Genomic DNA, 15440 nt, shown 5'->3' with positions numbered 1-15440 from the left:
ACAATGGACCAAACATAGTGAAAATTCACCTTTACGCACCATTTCCCTACCGTTCCCGCAAAAATGCCTCGCCGATTTCCTGAATGGTCTGCCGCACGTCACGATAGCCTTTTCCCGTCTCCCGGGGATAATCGCTCCCGTCGTACTGATATTTTGCCTGTACGTTCCGGTGCACCTCCCGCGTAATCAGGGGGCGTTCGTTGCGCAGTCCCGCACGAACTTGCTCCAGGGGCCACAGCAGGGCAGACTGCCACGGACGAAGTTTAATCGAAGGCGGTGCCTGGTCGATACTCCGGGCGATGAGGCCCTGCACTTCCCCCCAACTCAGGTTTTCGGCGTTCAGCAAAAACCGGTCGCCGTTCCGATCGCGGTGCACCACTTCCAGGACTGCGTCCGCAACGTCCCGTACGTCGACAAAGCCATTGGTTCCCTCCGGGTATACGCGGCGGCCGCTGGCCGCCATCCGCCACAAAGCGGGGGTATTGTGGCCCGACCAGTCGCCGGCACCCAGCATGACCGACGGGTAGAGGACGGCCACAGAGAGCCCCTCGGCCTGCCCCCGCCAGACTTCCCGTTCGGCGGCGAACTTGCTCTCCGCGTAACTCGTGGGTGGCCGTTTTTCGGGCCAGCGATCCTTGAGGGTGATCAGGTGCCCCGGTTTTTGCTCCCGGTTGAGGGCCGCCACGGAACTCACGTAGACCAGGCGACGGACGCCTGCTTCCAGCGCCATATTGACCAGGTTGGCCGTCCCTTCTCCGTTGACCCGCAACAGCTCGTCCCGGTCCGCGGTCCGGTAAGACACCATGGCGGCCGCGTGAATGACCACCTCCACACCGGAGAAGGCCTCAAACAGACTCTGCGGGTCCAGGAGGTCTCCTTCCCGGAATACGGGCGGATTGGATAGTCGCAGCAGCTCACTGCGATCCGAATCTTCCCGCACGAGGGCCGCCCATTCCCTTCCCCGCGCCGCCAGCGCCGGGGCCAGGTGGCTGCCCAAAAATCCCGTTGCGCCGGTGAGTAAGATCATGAGGATTTAATGAAGTGGAAATCAATAATGCTTACTTCCGATGTCTCTGACTCGTCTGAGTGCTGGCGGTACCGGAAGTAGATGCATTTGCATTAGTAGTTGGAAAACATATCACCTCCTGGCTAATAGCCCTACCCTGCCACCACTGGTTTCGTGGGCAGAAAGAGGGCCCCGTTGACGGTATCGAAGGGGGCTCCCGTGGCGGAAGCCAGGGCATTGGGGCGTCCTGCGGAGCGCAGCAAAGCGGCCAGGGCAATCAGGGCTGCTTCCTTGAACTCGACCGCCGTGCTTTCGGGCACCACGAACCGCAAACCGCTTTCGGCCTTCGTGGCGGCTTCCCGCAGGCAGGAAATCAGAAAATCGTTGTGGGCACCTCCCCCCGTACAGAGGACTTCCGTTTGGACGGCGTCCCGGGAGTGCCCGGCACCTGCGCCCGCGCCCAAAAGATCGTCATGAATCTTGCCCGCCAGCCAGCGGACGAAGGTGTGCAAAACGTCCCGGGGCTCGGCATCCGCATTTTTCAGCAGGGGCCAGACGGTTTCCGTCACCCAGCCATTATCGAGCGATTTGGGATAAGGAAGGGCATGGTAGTCGAGGGCATCAAGGGGTGGCGTGACCGCAGGTGCCAGCTTTCCCCCGGCGGCCAGGTGACCACCAGCATCATAGTCGTGCCCCAGCTTCTGGGCCAGGCGGTCCATTACCTGACAGCAGGCACTCACGTCTCCCGCCAGGTAGGTACCGTCGCTCTGGCGAACACTCAGGTTTACGATGCCCCCCAGGTTCAGAAAGGCGCCGTAGGCCGAGAAGAGGTACTTATCCGCCAGGGGGGCCAGGGGAGCACCCTGACCGCCTTCGGCGACGTCCGCCCCCCGAAGTTCCGTCACGACCGGAAGCCCCATTTCCGCGGCGATGGCCGCGCCATCACCAATCTGGGTGGTGAATTTCAGATCCGGATCATGAAAGACGGTGTGGCCGTGGCTGCCGACCAGATCCACCGGATATTGGGGGTGGTCGGCGAGGAAGGCCGCGGCCCGCCGGCCGATCCAGGTTCCCAGGTCGGCGTGCAATCGCCACAACTCCCGCCCCGGAAGTACGGGGGCGGTGCGCAATCTGGCCCGCCACTGCGGGGGGTAGGGGTCCGTGGAACTGGCCAGGATTTCCCAGTCTTCGAGGGTCCACTCCACCTCCGTGTTCACCCGGAAGCGGCAGATGGCCAGGTCCAGCCCGTCCAGAGAACTGCCGGACATCATGCCCAGTACCGTATATGCTTTGCTAGCCAATTGGGGGTTGCCTACAGATCCTCATTAAAGGACATGGTGTACTTTGCCATGGCCTCAATTTCTTCTTCGCTCAAAATTTCTCCGAAGGCGGTCATCACCCCGTTTTCGCTTCCGTTGGTGATGATCTTAATCCGGTCCTCCAGGGAGGAGGTTACTTCCTGCAGGTTTGCCGCGCCGTTGGTTCCCATGTCTCCGTAAAGACCGTGGCAGGCGATACAGCGGATCTTCCAGATTTTCTTTACGTCAATTTCCTGGGCGGCGGCTTCTTTTTTGGCCGGGGCTTCGGAGGGAGCATCTTCCCCGCCGCCACACGCCAACGCGATGAGGGCCAGGATCAGGAGTACAAAGAACTTTTGCATGGTATGATTTTTGTGAGGTTGGTCAATTGACGAGGTCAAATATAGTACTTAAAGGAGATCGCCCGGGCCGGGGTTCCCGGGGGTCGCTTATGTGGAATGATTACAATTTACGACGGCAAAGGGGCGTAGCGGAACCTCCCCGTTCTGAACGCTTTGGGAGTATACTTTCCCTTACCCGGGAGGGGATTGGGTGTCAGGACGGGAGTAATCAACTGGGGGATAGGTGGTTTTGGAGGATTTCAATAATAAATTTCCGCCGTAAACCTGGCAGGCTTATAAAAATATCGTATCTTTGCGGGCCGAAAGCGAAACAGCGCCCAAATATTAGAACTATGCAGACCGTACAAGTAAGCGGTGACGTCCGCCAGAATCTTGGTAAGAAAGATAGCAAAGCCGCCCGCCGGGAAGGCTTGGTACCCGCCGTACTTTACGGTGTGGGAGACCCCGTTCACTTCACCATCAAGCCCCTTGATGTTCGTGGATTGGTGTACACGCCAGAATTCAAGCTCGCCGAGCTTTCCGTAGACGGAAAGACCTACAAGGCGATCATCAAAGATACTCAGTTCCACCCCGTAACGGACGATCTGGTCCACGTAGACTTCCTCGCCCTGCAGGATGGTCACCCCATCAAGGTAACCGTTCCCGTAACCTTTGAAGGTACGAGCCCCGGTGTCCGCAGCGGTGGTAAGCTGCAGGTTTCCGTGCGTCGGGTAAAGATCAAGACTACCCCCGAGAACCTCGTTGACCACGTGAAGCTCAACATCAGCGACCTTCAGCTCGGACAAGCCATTCGTGTACGCGACATCGCTCCGCTGGAAGGCGTCGAAATCATGAACCCGGGCGGTACGCCCATCGCTACGGTTGAAGTACCCCGTGCCCTTCGTTCTGCCGCTACGGCCGAGAAGAAGGCCGCCGAGAAAGCCGCCAAGGAGGCCAAGTAAGGGACAACAGCCCCATTCGCTGTTTTGGTCAAAGGGTGAGGTGTACTGCGGTACGCCTCACCCTTTGTATTTTGGTAACGTTTCCCCTAGTAATTAATTGATAAGTAGCTCCGTTTTCCTAGTACTCTGCTCCTTCACCCCAGTTAACTTATCGTAATGGACAAGATTCTTCCGCTGGCTCTGTGCCTCTTCTGTCTGAGCAGTTGCGCGTTGTTCCGCCCGGCCGAGGGGACCGTCGGAGAGCGGAACGCTCCCCGCCAGCCGCGGAGCGGCGGACCGGACACGCACATCCGGGCCAGTATGACCGACCACGCCGCCGAATTATTGGGCGTACGGTATAAATACGGAGGGAATACTCCGCGGGAAGGATTTGACTGCTCGGGCTTCGTTCGGTACGTCTACCAGAATGCGGGGCTGGAGATCGCCCGTACGAGTCGCGACCAGGCGACTTACGGCACCCGCATCAGTTTGCAGGAAGCGCAACCCGGCGACCTGATTTTTTATAAACGCAGTAACGGTAAACCCGTCTTTCACGTCTCGCTCGTCGTCAACAATACTGGCCGTAACCTGTGGGTCATTCACTCGACCAGCAGCCGCGGGGTAATCAGGGAAGATATTCTGGCGTCGTCTTACTGGCGCCCAAAGGTATATCAGGTCCGCAACGTCATTCGCTGAGCCGGAATCCCGAAAGATTAATGCGGGGAATCGTGCTTAGGCTCCACGCATGGGTTAGTACTGCCTCCTTCCGCCGCCTTTCCCTTTATCGTCGTTGGCGATCTGGCTTTTGTTGCTCAGTCCCCGACGGATTTCCAGACGCCGCATCGGCATCTCGTCAATTAAATTCAGCAGGATGCTCGGTGGGGTAATGGTATTCTTCGCCCGAAATTTTTCGTGACTGTCTAAGCCCACCAGAATCATTTCAAACTGGTACTGATAGACCCCAAAGTGGTCGTAGTACTTTCTCGACATCGCTTCGTCCAGAAATACGCCACTGTTCTCGTGCTTTCCCTCCGGGGTGATGGAAATAAACACCACATTGCGTTCCTCAAAGGCTTCCTGTTGACGGTACAACAACGCCATTTGTCGTTCATAAAGGGGATCCGTCGGTTCGGGAGTAAACAGGAGCACCAGTCGGGATTTCCACTGGTAATCATTAAGAAACTGTCCGGAAGAAACCAGCGGAAACATCATCAATGCCAGGGCTATATATATCGTTTTCATACTCATAAAACCACGAAAAACGGGGTGCTGTTCTTTTTATCCGTTCACCGCTGGGTCTGGCGGACAACGTGATGGGTGCTTTCCCTCCACCCTGTGCGGTCGTTACTCCCGCTTTCTCCGGATAAGCTGGACCTGAGTTATTCTTCTTCGGCGGCCAGCGCCATCATCAGCGCGGCGAAAGAATCGGCTTCTTCGTATTGTGCGTCCTGATACACGGTGGCCCGTAACCGGAGGTTGTGGGGCACGTCGTCACGGAGTTCGAACTCGATCATCACGTTGCCGAAACGTTGATTGAGCTTACTGCCTTCCCGGTAGGTGTTTCTGGGCTTCACGTAGTGTCTTTCCTGGGTTTCCACCCAGTCCTTACGGGGAAAAATTCTGCGATCAGAAATCTGGCTACGGTAGCCCAGCTGCAGCATCCGCTCCTTGAGGTAATCGAAAAAATGCTGGATTTCTGCCTTCCCGTAGTTGGTCCGGTGGAAATAAATGACGAAGCCCTTGGAGCTGTTGGTATCAAGGAAACCGACGGCCTCATCCGTTCGTGCCCCGGCGCGGTTTACGGCGTACTGATCCGTCAGCCAGTCCATCAATCGTCTCCTCCCCAGCGTCCGCTTCCAGCGGGCATAATCCTGTCGGTCGGCGTCATCGCGATCGATGAGTTCATGAATGGTGGGTGCGGCGGGGGTTCCCGCTTCGGCGGAGCGGAAAATGTCGGCAATTTGATCCCAAAAGGACATAGGCGTTATTGAAGTTGAAAAGGATCCCGATCCCGCCATCCGTGGAAGCGGGTCAGGGTTCCGCGGTAGCGGAGTTCCCGGTCTTTGGTGTACCCGAACTCCGCCGAGGGCAGCACCCGGCGCAGGGTTTTAGTGACCAGTTTAAGTTCTCCGGCGGGGATACTGAAGTCATGCAAATCGCCGTCTTCGTCCACCAGATAAAGGGTCGCTGCGGTGGCGAAGTTCAGTCCGTAGGGCATCCGCTCGGTCCGGATGCCGTACACCCAAACGATGGACTGGGGCTGATTTTGCAACTGCTCCCTCCAGGCGGCGACGGGCTCGGTGATGAACAGCCGGAGGTACCACCAGAACCCTACGCCCGCAATACTGCCTCCGACGAGTGGCCAGAGCAATTTGCCCGGCCCCATGGTGTAGGCCGTCAGGAGTAAGCCCGACAATACGACCGCAATGGCGGTGGTTTTTTGCCACCGATGGTCTTTACGGATACTGTCCCAGAACGGATCCAGACCGGGATGTTTAAGGATGCGGGGGTCACGGGTATGCACAAGTAGTAAATGGGAAATCAGCGGACTGTGTTTTGGCAACCTCCCGTTTTACGGCGCATTTTTTCTTTTCCTCCAAATTAATCGTCAGAAATTCTCTCCGTCAGAATACTTAGCCCCTTCCGCAAAACAAAGTATCCTACCGAATCATTAGGAGAATAAAAGCCTTCCGTTTTGCACGACATCGAACCTCATTTTGGCTGGAGAAATAAGTACCGGGCCGAACAAGATCAGTATTCGCCCTTCTTTGGTCGGGAATACAGCGAATTTGGGTTCAGCAACCGGGTGTACAACTATCTTATCCACCCGCAGTGGGACGAATTCGGCGCGGAAACGCTCTACATGAAAATCCTCTTCGTGGAATACGAAGAGCACTACGCCATTATCGAGCTCATCGGAGAATGGAATGATGCCGTCCATAATGACGTCATGCACCTCAAGCGGGAAGCCATGGATCAGCTGATTGGCAACGGCATTAAATATTTCATCCTCATCATGGAAGGGGTCCTCAATTTTCACGGGGAAGACACGGACTACTATGAGGAATGGATCGACGAAATCAGTGATGGGGGTGGTTGGGTAGCCCTCATCAATACCCTGGGGCACGTTCGCCAGGAAATGGACGACACCCAACTCGATCAATACCTCCACTACGGAGATTACCTCAATGACCTGACCTGGCGCCCACAAAAACCATCGCGGGTTTTTGAAGCGATTGAGGGTTTACTCCAGACCGAAACGCGGAGGTTGTACTGAGTAAGCAGCCCAAACTAAGACTGCCCGCATCCAGGGGGATACGGGGCAGCCGTGACCGATCATTTCGGACGTGCTTATTGCGGAATCCGCAGCACCTGACCGGGGTAAATTTCATCCGGGTGCTTGATCAGGGGTTGATTGGCTTCGAAGATACGGTTGTAGGCCATTGCGTCTCCGTACTGCGCTTTGGCAATCTTGGAGAGGCTATCTCCGGACTTGACCGTGTAGAAAACGGCCTGGGGCTCGGGGTTGAGCACGGTGAGCTGATCGTCTACTGATCCGACGCCCTCCACGTTACCGAGGGCCAACACCAGTTTTTCGGCGGTTTCCGTCGTGGGCGTGGTCCCCTGGACGATGACCTGCTCGCAGAGTTCCAGCCGCAGATCGCTTACCGGAATACCGAGTCTGTCGATCTCCGCTCTGAGTTGATCAACTTTAGAGAGTTTAACTTCCTTGGCGGCTTCGACTTCCTTTTTGCCGAAGATTTGCTTGCCTTTTTCCTTTAAAAAAGAGAATAGTCCCATTGGTGGTTGTTTGATTTATTGTTTTGGACGCAGACGCTTAAGATAGTCACAATACCAATAACGGCCAACCACCTCACTCCTCCCAGAAACTGCGCAGGGCCATGATGGGTTTTTGGGCTGCCGCTTGTGCCCCTTTCCGCCATTTCCAGTCAAGCCCCCGCAGGACGTACAGCAGGGGAACGACCAGCATTCCGGCTGCCGCCCAGCCACTGGCGAGGGGCTGAGCGAATGCGGTTCCCGCGGACAGCACCATTAACATGATCAGGGTGGAAAAAGGCAAAGAAAACGCCAGCACATTGAGGGCCAGGTCCGCATCAAAGACGGGCCCACGCTCCGGGGAAGGCAGTTGGCTCACCGCCGATAGGTGGGCGAAGGGCCAAAAGCTCACCGCGCTCTGAGGAAAAACAACCACCAAAACCGCCAGCGTGGGATTCAGCGCCGAGCCAAACGTCAGAGCAAGTGCACTAAACGCAAAGGCAAGACCGGAGCGTAACAAAAGCAAGCGAAGAATGGCGGTCATCTGCTTTCGGCGAAAGCGAACCGCCAGACCGATGAATAACAAGACGATGGGCGTCATCATGGCCGCCAGTCGATTGACGGTGGTCTGGAAAAAAGTAGGCAAACTGTCCTGATTGAGTCCCAGGCCCAGCATCAAAAGGGCCGCCAGAATGACCAGGTTAACCGGTTCCCGGAGCAGGGTTCCTCCCAGCTCCTTTAATTTCTCCCTGAGGTTACGGTTATCCATCGCTCCCCGATCAAATTGGCGGTAGTACCAGGACATGGCCAGCAGATACAGGACGATGAGCACGAAAACCTTGTTGCCAACGTCAGCCATGGCGGCCATGGCCAGGGCTTCGTCCCCCAGATATTCCAGCACGAAGGGAAAACAGCTTAATCCGGGCGCCAGGGAGGGCAGCAGCAACAACATGGTCCTGCCACCGGCAGTGGTCAGCTCAAAGCCCAGCAACGGTAATAACTGCCGGAGGAGGAAGTAGAACAACACGTTTCCTCCCAGGGCAAGCACGGGAAGGAGCAACAATTGCTGAGAGATCTCAATCTTCAGGAGGGCCAGAAAAATGGTTGCCGGCAAGACCACACTTAAGATCACTACCTTGATTCCACGCAGATCCTGTCGGTCGGTAAGTTTCCGCTGGAGGAGGTATCCGCAGACCATCAAGATGAGAAATGCCAGGGTTTTCTGCAGTGCCAGGTTCATGGTAAGGGGAAGGGGGAAAAGCGGAGTAACCGGGGTTACTCCGCATGAACGAAAACGTGAAAAGGACTACTACCCAATTGCAAAAGCTGTCGGATTGGGTTCAGATTGATTGGTTGGTTTTATTTGGCCAGTACGCTTCCGAGTGATTCGAGGAAAAGGTCAATTTCTTCCGGAGTCCCCATGCTTACCCGGCAGTGGGTTTTGCCGTGTACGTCAAAGACCCGGACGCCCACCCCGTGCGCAAACATATCATCGAGGAAGGCCTGGCCCTCTACGGCCAGGGGGAAGAGAATAAAGCTGGTGTGGGAGGGAACGTACTCCAGCCCCAGTTTTTCCAGGCCGACATAAGTTTGCTCCCGGGCGGCAGCGGTCTTCTCCCGGCTCATCTCCTGGAAACCGGTATCCCGGAGGCTGGCCATAGCTCCCATCAGGGAAGTTTTGCACAGACTCATGTTGTTCCGCCAGATTCCGTCCACCTGCTGACGCATCTCGGGTTGCATTACGCCGTATCCAACCCGCAGGCCGGCCATCCCGTGAATCTTGCTGAAGGTGCGGGCCACGATGACGTTGTGCCCTTCCTGGATCGTTTTCACCATGGTCTGCTTGGCCCGGTTGGGCAAAAACTCCAGGTAGGCCTCGTCTACGAAGACGGGAACATCTTTGGAAACGGTACGGCAGAAATCCCGCAGCTTATCCGGATCCGTCAGGGTGCCGGTGGGGTTATTGGGGTTGCAGATGTACACCAGGCGGGTGTGCTTGTCGATGGCCGAGGCCATGCCTTCCAGGTCGTGCGACCAGTCTGCGGCCAGCTTTACCTTGTTCCATTGTGCCCCCATTTGCCGGGCCGTCTTGATGAGGGACATGTAGGCTGGGTCTGCCGTAACCAGATTACCCTCCTCGAGGTAGTGCATGATGGCCATTTTTTCGAGGATATCGGACGAGCCCGGAGCAACGACAATATGGTCTTCGGAGACGCCCTCGAAGGCGGCGATTTCCTTTCGCAGAGCACTGGCCGCCTGGTGCTGGTAGCGGTTACCCTCAACGGCCGACTCCATGATGGCCAGCCGGGCCTGGGGGCTCGGGCCCCAGGGGTTCTCATTGGCCAGCAAACGAGCCTTGAGCTCCGGGGCGGGCAGGGACCGTTCCCACTCAAGGCTGGGAAGGTACTCCCGGAAACCTGGTCGGTGGGGCGATGCCGCAGGTGCAGCGTTAAGGGAAGGAAAGGCAAGGAGGCCGGCGCCGGCCAGGGAGGCCTGTTTCATCCAATTTCGGCGACTTTGGGTGTGATTCGGGTGTGGCATAGCTCAGTTGATTGGTCCTTTTCTACGTGGTTAATCACCCCAAAAGCCCGGTAAAATGAGGGTTCGGGGGGAATGAAAACCTCAATTTAGGACACCGGGGCTCGTAGCTCAAGTCAGTTTGCGGCAAAATATGTGATGTCCAATCGCTTATATTGGCCGACGTTTTTGAGCTTACCTCACCTCGCTTAGCTTACCATCATGCAGTTACAAGGGATCGATCAGATCATTTTTGGCGTCTACATCATTGGCGTTATTCTATTTGGCGTTTGGATCGCCAACCGCGAAAAAGCCGCTACCGCCAGTGACTATTTCCTGGCCAGTCGTAGCCTCCCCTGGTGGGCCGTCGGCGGCTCACTCATCGCCTCCAACATCTCCGCCGAGCAAATCATCGGCATGAATGGCTCGGGCTTTGAGCTCGGCATGGCCATCGCCACCTACGAAATGATGGCGGCCATCACCCTGATCATCGTAGCCAAGTTCCTCCTACCGGTGTTCCTCAAAAAGGAAATTTACACCATGCCGCAGTTCCTGGAGGAACGCTACGACGGTACGGTGCGGACCATCATGTCGGTCTTCTGGATCGGCCTGTTCGTCTTCGTCAACATCTCCACGGTCCTCTACCTGGGGGCGCTGGCCATCGAACAACTACTGGGAATCGGCCTCATTTGGGGTATCGCCGGACTGGTCATTTACTCCGCTTGTTTCTCCATTTTCGGGGGCTTGAAGGCGGTCGTCTGGACGGACGTCGTCCAGGTCGTCGTCCTCATGGTGGGCGGCACGCTGGCCGCCTGGGGAATCCTGAGTGTAGTGGGAGACGGCAGCGTCTTGTCCGGCATCGCGGAACTGCTCAACGAAGTCCCCGGTCACTTTGAGATGCTCTTCGAGCCCGACGACACCTACATCGATACCGCCGCGGCCACCGAACTGGCCACCGGCATGACCGCCGACGGCACCCCAACGGAGCTGCAACCCGGAGACGAAATCAAATCCTCCTTCAACCTCCTTCCCGGATTTGCCCTCCTGTTTGGCGGTATGTGGATCGTAAATACCTACTACTGGGGCAACAACCAGTACATCATCCAGCGGGCCCTGGCCGCCAAGGACCTCCCCGAAGCCCAGAAAGGCATTGCCTTTGCGGCCTTCATGAAGCTCTTCATTCCCTTCTTCGCCGTCCTTCCCGGCATCGCGGCCTACTACCTGCTACAGAAGGGTACGGAAGTAGATATCCAGAAGGCCGACCAGGCGTTCCCCTGGGTACTCGGCAACTACGTCGGGCCCGGATTTAAGGGACTCACCTTCGCCGCCCTGGTGGCGGCCATCGGTTCCTCCATCAGCTCCATGGTGAACAGCGCCTCGACCATTTTCACCATCGATATCTACAACAAATTCATCAACACCCAGGCCAGTGAGAAACGGCAGGTACGCATCGGACAAATGGCCGCAGCGGGTGCCCTCGTCATTGGCGCCCTGGTGGCACCGGCCCTGGCCAGTGCCGGCCAGGTATTCCAGGTGATTCAGGAATACACCGGTTTCATCAGTCCGGGTGTCCTGACGGTCTTCATCTTCGGGATGTTCTACCGCCGGGGCACGGCCAAGGCCGCACTGGCGGTGGTGCTGCTGTCCGTACCACTTTCTCTCGCCTTCAAACTGCTGATGCCCGATCTGCCCTTCCTCGACCGGATGGCCCTCATCTTCCTGATCTCCGCAGCCCTGATGATTATCCTGTCCAAGTTAACCGGAAAACCACAGTCGGCGGAGGACGCAGAGGCCTCCCAGACCGGCGAGCGGACGGGCGCCATCATCAAGGACATGAGACTACGCAACGGCATTTCCATCGCCGTGATCGCCATCGGCCTGGCCACTGCCGTCCGCCTGTTCTTGCAGCCCGTACCCATGGTCAGCAGTTGGGTGACCTACGTGTTCCTTCTCCTGTCTCTGGTCGTACTGGCCCTGATCTACACGGATAAAAGTTCGGATGACCACAAGGCCATTGACCTTGAACCCTCGCTGTTCCGTACCCGGATGGGCTTTAACGTAGCGGCCCTGCTGGTTATCCTCGTACTCGTGGCGGTTTACTCTCTACTCGCCTAAATAAATGAAGTCCGGTAGAATTAACCTTCTACCGGACTTCACTACCCGGCTCCCCGGGCACCGCATTGCACCCGCACGCCGTGCCCGGCAATTTCTCACTACTGGTTCGGCCCACCGCAAGACGCGGTCCACTAACGCAATGCCATGGACTTACCCAGCCTCCTACATCAGCACCTCCGCATCCCGCTGCCGCAGGGGGAGGAAATTGCGTCACTGTTTCGCCACGACCGACTAAAGAAGGGCGACTACTTCCTGAAACGGGGACAAACGGACCAAAAGCTTGCCTTTCTGGTTACGGGTTACCTGCGGGTTTGGGCCCCGACCCCCAATAAAGAAATCACCCAGTGGATTTTCAGTGAGCACTATCTCGTAACGGACCTCTACTGCCTCTTTTTCCGGCAGCCGGCCCGGTGGAATATTCAGGTCATCAGTGAAGAAGCGCTGCTGTATTCTTTACCCGAAGACCATTATCAGCGCTTATCCGCCCTGGTGCCCAACTGGGCAACGCTGGAGAAAATGGCTTTGGCCCAGTGCTTCGCCACCCTGGAAGATCGCGTTTTCGGATTTCTGTCGTATTCGGCGCCGGAGCGTTACGCCCGGCTGATGGAGCAGCAGCCGGAACTTTTCAACCACGTCCCCCTGCAGTACCTGGCTTCCATGCTGGGCATGACCCCGGAAACGCTCAGCCGCATCCGCCGAAAGGGCATTTCTTGACATTTGTCAAGTCAGTCCCCTAGCAAGTGCCCACATCTTTGGCAAACAAAATCAATTGCCATGGCACTTCAGCTCGAAACCAGCATTCTTCTACCACACTCCCCCGCAGCGATCTGGGCGGTACTGACCGACTTTCCCGCCTACCCGGAGTGGAACCCCTTCGTCACCAAAATTTCCGGTCCCCAGCGCGTGGGCAGTAAACTCTCCATCACCGCGGGCGGCATGGACTTCCGTCCGACCCTGCTACAATTTCAGCCGGGCGTAGAACTCCGTTGGCTCGGCAGCTTTCTCTTCCGGGGCATTTTTGACGGAGAACACTACTTCCGCCTCACGCCACAGGCCGACGTCCAGACCCTGCTGGAGCACGGCGAACACTTCCGTGGCGTACTCCTTCCCGTGTTCAAAGCGCAGCTACTGGAAAAAACCCGGTCCGGGTTTATCGCGATGAACGAAGCCCTCCGGGATAGACTACGAGCCACGAGCTAGGGAGCAACCGCCCGAACAAGGGCCTCCCGCAGGTTATTCGGGTCGCCAAAGCTGTCCGGATTAAAGCGGTCCGTATTGCTCAGGATGATGATGGTGTGGCGGGAGTCCGTCAGCCGGACCAGGACAACGTTTGCCCCCATGATCCCGCCCCGTCGCTCCATGATGGTCGGCTTGCTCTCCGTAAAGGGATAACGATAATTCCACACGCTGTATCCGGCGTAGTTATTTTCCGGGTAGGGCTGCGCGAGCAGGGCCATCGATTTTTCGCTCAGCAACTGATGATCGTAGAGGGCCCAATCAAAGCGCAGCAAGTCCGTAGTTGTCGAATACATACTGGCCGCCGCGTGAAAATTTTCGACGTAGTAGGTAGGGTCCGGGGTGCAGGAATTCTCCCCCTTGCAGCTGAAGGTTTTAGCGAAGTGTTCCGGGTACTGGCCCAGGGCCAGAAAGCCCGTTTGCTCCAACCCGAAGGGGGAAAGAATCTCCTGGCGGATCACCTCCCGCCAACTGCGACCGGTGGTTGCCTCGATGATCAGGCCCAGCAGCAGGTAGTCGATATTGTTGTAGTTGAACTGCCCGAAACGCCCCCGCTGCCGCTCCTTCACCGTCCGGGATACGATTTCCTCCGCCGTAAGCGGGCCACTCGTGGCCCCGTACACCGTTCCCGCTTCGTTGGGCAGCCCACTTTGGTGCAGCAGCAGATGGTGTACGGTAATCTTGTTTCCGCGGGGAATTTCCAGTTCCGGCAGTAATTCCGCTACCGATTGTTGCAGCCGCAGCTCCCCACGGTCAACCAACCGCAGGATCAAAACGGTGGTAAACAACTTCGTGACCGAAGCGATGCCAAAATGGTGTTCGGGGGTGATCGGCGTTCCACCCGGTAACTCGGCTACTCCCGCCGCCCGGTGATAGACGGGCCGCCCGTCCTGGGCCACCAGCACTACCCCGGAGAACTGGTGATCATCGATGTGTTCCTGCACGATTTTGTCCAGGGCCAGAGAATCAATCGGGGTGCCCGGCAAGCAGCTTGCGCTTAGGATGAAGAGGGAAAAAAGAAGAAATAGTCGCATGGCTGTTTTTTCCACAAACCTGCGGCCCGACCGGACTTCCAGCGCCTCAAAACGCGTTCTGGGTCACTTTTAGGACGCTTTCTTGGCGAATTCCCCGGGACTCTCCCCCGCCAGCTGCCGAAAAACCCGGTTGAAAGTAGCCTTGCTGTTGAAGCCGGCCTCCAGGGCGATGGCCAGCAGCGTCCAGTCTTCAAGTGCCCCCTGACGAATCCGCTCCTTCACCGCGGCCACCCGGTAGGTATTCACAAAATCTACGAACGACTGCTTCAGGCCGTGATTGATGTGCTGGGAGACTTTCCTCGGGGGCGTATCCAGCAGGACGGCAAATTTCCTGAGGCTCAGGTCAGGTTCCCGGAAATCTTCCTCCCGCTCCATCCGGTGCACGATCCGTTCCAGCAGTTGAGGATCGATCTCCGGGGCGGACTCCCGCTTCGGCGGCGGTTCGTAACGGACTTCCCCGAGACTGTCCTGACGAATTCCCCCGATGCCCAGGACCAACATAATGAGGCTCAGGGCGGCTGAATGAATCGACTCCCATTGCTCCGTCCAGTATAGCTGGGAAAACAGAACGTCCCCCGTCCACAGCAGACAGAGCAGTAGGATCAGCACCAAAACGGTCCGCAACCACTGCAGCCGGATGCGGGAATACTCGGAATAATTTTCCCTCAGCCAGTGCTGATAGCGGCGCAACAGCCCGATGGCCGCAAGGCCGTACACCGTCAGGGACAGCAACGTCCCGTAAAACTCCAGGCCGTAGGTAAACGGCAGGTGCACCTCCATCCAGAACCAACGGCGAAAGGCGTAGGATTGCAGGGTGAGGAAGCCATATAAACTTGCCTGAAGTACGACCGGAAGGAAATGCCACAGTTGGTGGCCCCGAAACCGAAAATCTGCGTTGACGAGGTTCCGAACGTAGAAGTAGAGGAGCGGCCCGAAGGAGAAGGAATAAAAGATGGGCAGGAAATAGTAGTTGGCGTCCTGCCGGTAAATACCCCCGATGACGAAAAAGCCATCCAGCAACCAGAGCGAAAAGCCGAGCAGCAGCAAACCCAGAAAGCGATTGGCCAGCTGATTTTTCTTCCGCAGCAACAACAGTAATGCCAGCAGCACCCCCTGAGCGATGCTCCCCAGCAGGAGTAAAACCGGCCAACTGAAGGGTAGGGTCATTCGGATTG

At 57.1% G+C, this 15440-nt stretch carries 17 protein-coding genes; 6 read left to right on the top strand and 11 right to left on the bottom strand.

Annotation, left to right across the window (positions count from 1 at the left end; all coding sequences use genetic code 11):
* Positions 1–46: 46 nt before the first annotated feature.
* The 3 genes from E1J53_RS19795 to E1J53_RS19785 form a co-directional block, all read right to left on the bottom strand.
* Entirely contained in the window at positions 47–1027 is a 981-nt protein-coding gene (locus E1J53_RS19795) for an NAD-dependent epimerase/dehydratase family protein (protein ID WP_134273935.1), read from the bottom strand.
* A gap of 131 nt (positions 1028–1158) precedes the next feature.
* Positions 1159–2307 (bottom strand): anhydro-N-acetylmuramic acid kinase, encoded by a 1149-nt coding sequence (locus tag E1J53_RS19790; protein WP_134273938.1) that lies wholly within the window; start codon positions 2305–2307, stop codon positions 1159–1161.
* An 11-nt stretch (positions 2308–2318) separates the two neighbouring features.
* On the bottom strand, positions 2319–2666 hold the full coding sequence (locus E1J53_RS19785) for a cytochrome c (protein ID WP_134273941.1): 348 nt from the start codon (positions 2664–2666) through the stop codon (positions 2319–2321).
* A gap of 332 nt (positions 2667–2998) precedes the next feature.
* Here E1J53_RS19785 and E1J53_RS19780 point away from each other — a divergent pair, with 332 nt between their 5' ends.
* Together E1J53_RS19780 and E1J53_RS19775 are read left to right on the top strand one after the other, a co-directional pair.
* Positions 2999–3607 carry a 50S ribosomal protein L25 gene (locus E1J53_RS19780; protein ID WP_134273944.1) on the top strand — a complete coding sequence of 203 codons (609 nt, stop codon included), beginning with the start codon at positions 2999–3001 and terminating at the stop codon, positions 3605–3607.
* Positions 3608–3763: 156 nt separating this feature from the next.
* Positions 3764–4282: a C40 family peptidase gene (locus tag E1J53_RS19775; RefSeq protein WP_134273946.1), complete on the top strand. Its 519-nt coding sequence runs from the start codon at positions 3764–3766 to the stop codon at positions 4280–4282.
* Positions 4283–4336: 54 nt separating this feature from the next.
* Here the strand turns inward: E1J53_RS19775 and E1J53_RS19770 are convergent, their stop codons facing one another.
* The 3 genes from E1J53_RS19770 to E1J53_RS19760 form a co-directional block, all read right to left on the bottom strand.
* Complete coding sequence (locus E1J53_RS19770) at positions 4337–4798, bottom strand: DUF4174 domain-containing protein (protein WP_173021573.1); 462 nt, start codon at positions 4796–4798, stop codon at positions 4337–4339.
* Between the two features lie 167 nt (positions 4799–4965).
* Positions 4966–5565 carry a hypothetical protein gene (locus E1J53_RS19765; RefSeq protein ID WP_134273951.1) on the bottom strand — a complete coding sequence of 200 codons (600 nt, stop codon included), beginning with the start codon at positions 5563–5565 and terminating at the stop codon, positions 4966–4968.
* Between the two features lie 5 nt (positions 5566–5570).
* A complete protein-coding gene (locus tag E1J53_RS19760) occupies positions 5571–6110 on the bottom strand; it encodes a hypothetical protein (protein ID WP_134273954.1) in 540 nt (179 codons plus the stop codon).
* A gap of 171 nt (positions 6111–6281) precedes the next feature.
* Here E1J53_RS19760 and E1J53_RS19755 point away from each other — a divergent pair, with 171 nt between their 5' ends.
* Positions 6282–6863, top strand: coding sequence for a hypothetical protein (locus E1J53_RS19755; protein ID WP_134273956.1), 582 nt, complete (start codon positions 6282–6284; stop codon positions 6861–6863).
* A 74-nt stretch (positions 6864–6937) separates the two neighbouring features.
* Here E1J53_RS19755 and lysM read toward each other — a convergent pair whose 3' ends face one another.
* The 3 genes from lysM to E1J53_RS19740 form a co-directional block, all read right to left on the bottom strand.
* Positions 6938–7387 carry a peptidoglycan-binding protein LysM gene (gene lysM / locus E1J53_RS19750; RefSeq protein ID WP_134273959.1) on the bottom strand — a complete coding sequence of 150 codons (450 nt, stop codon included), beginning with the start codon at positions 7385–7387 and terminating at the stop codon, positions 6938–6940.
* Positions 7388–7460: 73 nt separating this feature from the next.
* On the bottom strand, positions 7461–8603 hold the full coding sequence (locus E1J53_RS19745) for a permease (protein ID WP_134273962.1): 1143 nt from the start codon (positions 8601–8603) through the stop codon (positions 7461–7463).
* Positions 8604–8722: 119 nt separating this feature from the next.
* On the bottom strand, positions 8723–9865 hold the full coding sequence (locus E1J53_RS19740; RefSeq protein ID WP_253932115.1) for a histidinol-phosphate transaminase: 1143 nt from the start codon (positions 9863–9865) through the stop codon (positions 8723–8725).
* A 237-nt stretch (positions 9866–10102) separates the two neighbouring features.
* Here E1J53_RS19740 and E1J53_RS19735 point away from each other — a divergent pair, with 237 nt between their 5' ends.
* The 3 genes from E1J53_RS19735 (at position 10103) to E1J53_RS19725 (ending at position 13195) form a co-directional block, all read left to right on the top strand.
* A complete protein-coding gene (locus tag E1J53_RS19735; protein ID WP_134273968.1) occupies positions 10103–11995 on the top strand; it encodes a sodium/solute symporter in 1893 nt (630 codons plus the stop codon).
* Positions 11996–12139: 144 nt separating this feature from the next.
* Complete coding sequence (locus tag E1J53_RS19730) at positions 12140–12709, top strand: Crp/Fnr family transcriptional regulator (RefSeq protein WP_134273971.1); 570 nt, start codon at positions 12140–12142, stop codon at positions 12707–12709.
* A gap of 60 nt (positions 12710–12769) precedes the next feature.
* Complete coding sequence (locus E1J53_RS19725; protein ID WP_134273974.1) at positions 12770–13195, top strand: SRPBCC domain-containing protein; 426 nt, start codon at positions 12770–12772, stop codon at positions 13193–13195.
* Here the strand turns inward: E1J53_RS19725 and E1J53_RS19720 are convergent.
* Both E1J53_RS19720 and E1J53_RS19715 read right to left on the bottom strand, forming a co-directional pair.
* Positions 13192–14265, bottom strand: coding sequence for a serine hydrolase (locus E1J53_RS19720; protein ID WP_134273976.1), 1074 nt, complete (start codon positions 14263–14265; stop codon positions 13192–13194). The two genes, E1J53_RS19725 and E1J53_RS19720, sit on opposite strands and share 4 nt — an antisense overlap.
* A gap of 69 nt (positions 14266–14334) precedes the next feature.
* The gene (locus E1J53_RS19715; protein ID WP_134273978.1) at positions 14335–15432 is read right to left on the bottom strand and encodes an AraC family transcriptional regulator; all 1098 of its coding nucleotides are present in this window, start codon (positions 15430–15432) and stop codon (positions 14335–14337) included.
* Positions 15433–15440 lie beyond the last annotated feature (8 nt).

It is taken from the genome of Lewinella sp. W8 (genome assembly GCF_004375085.3).
Taxonomy (GTDB): domain Bacteria; phylum Bacteroidota; class Bacteroidia; order Chitinophagales; family Saprospiraceae; genus Neolewinella.
Note: the sequence above shows the minus strand (reverse complement) of the source record. Positions and strands in the feature narration are given on the sequence as shown.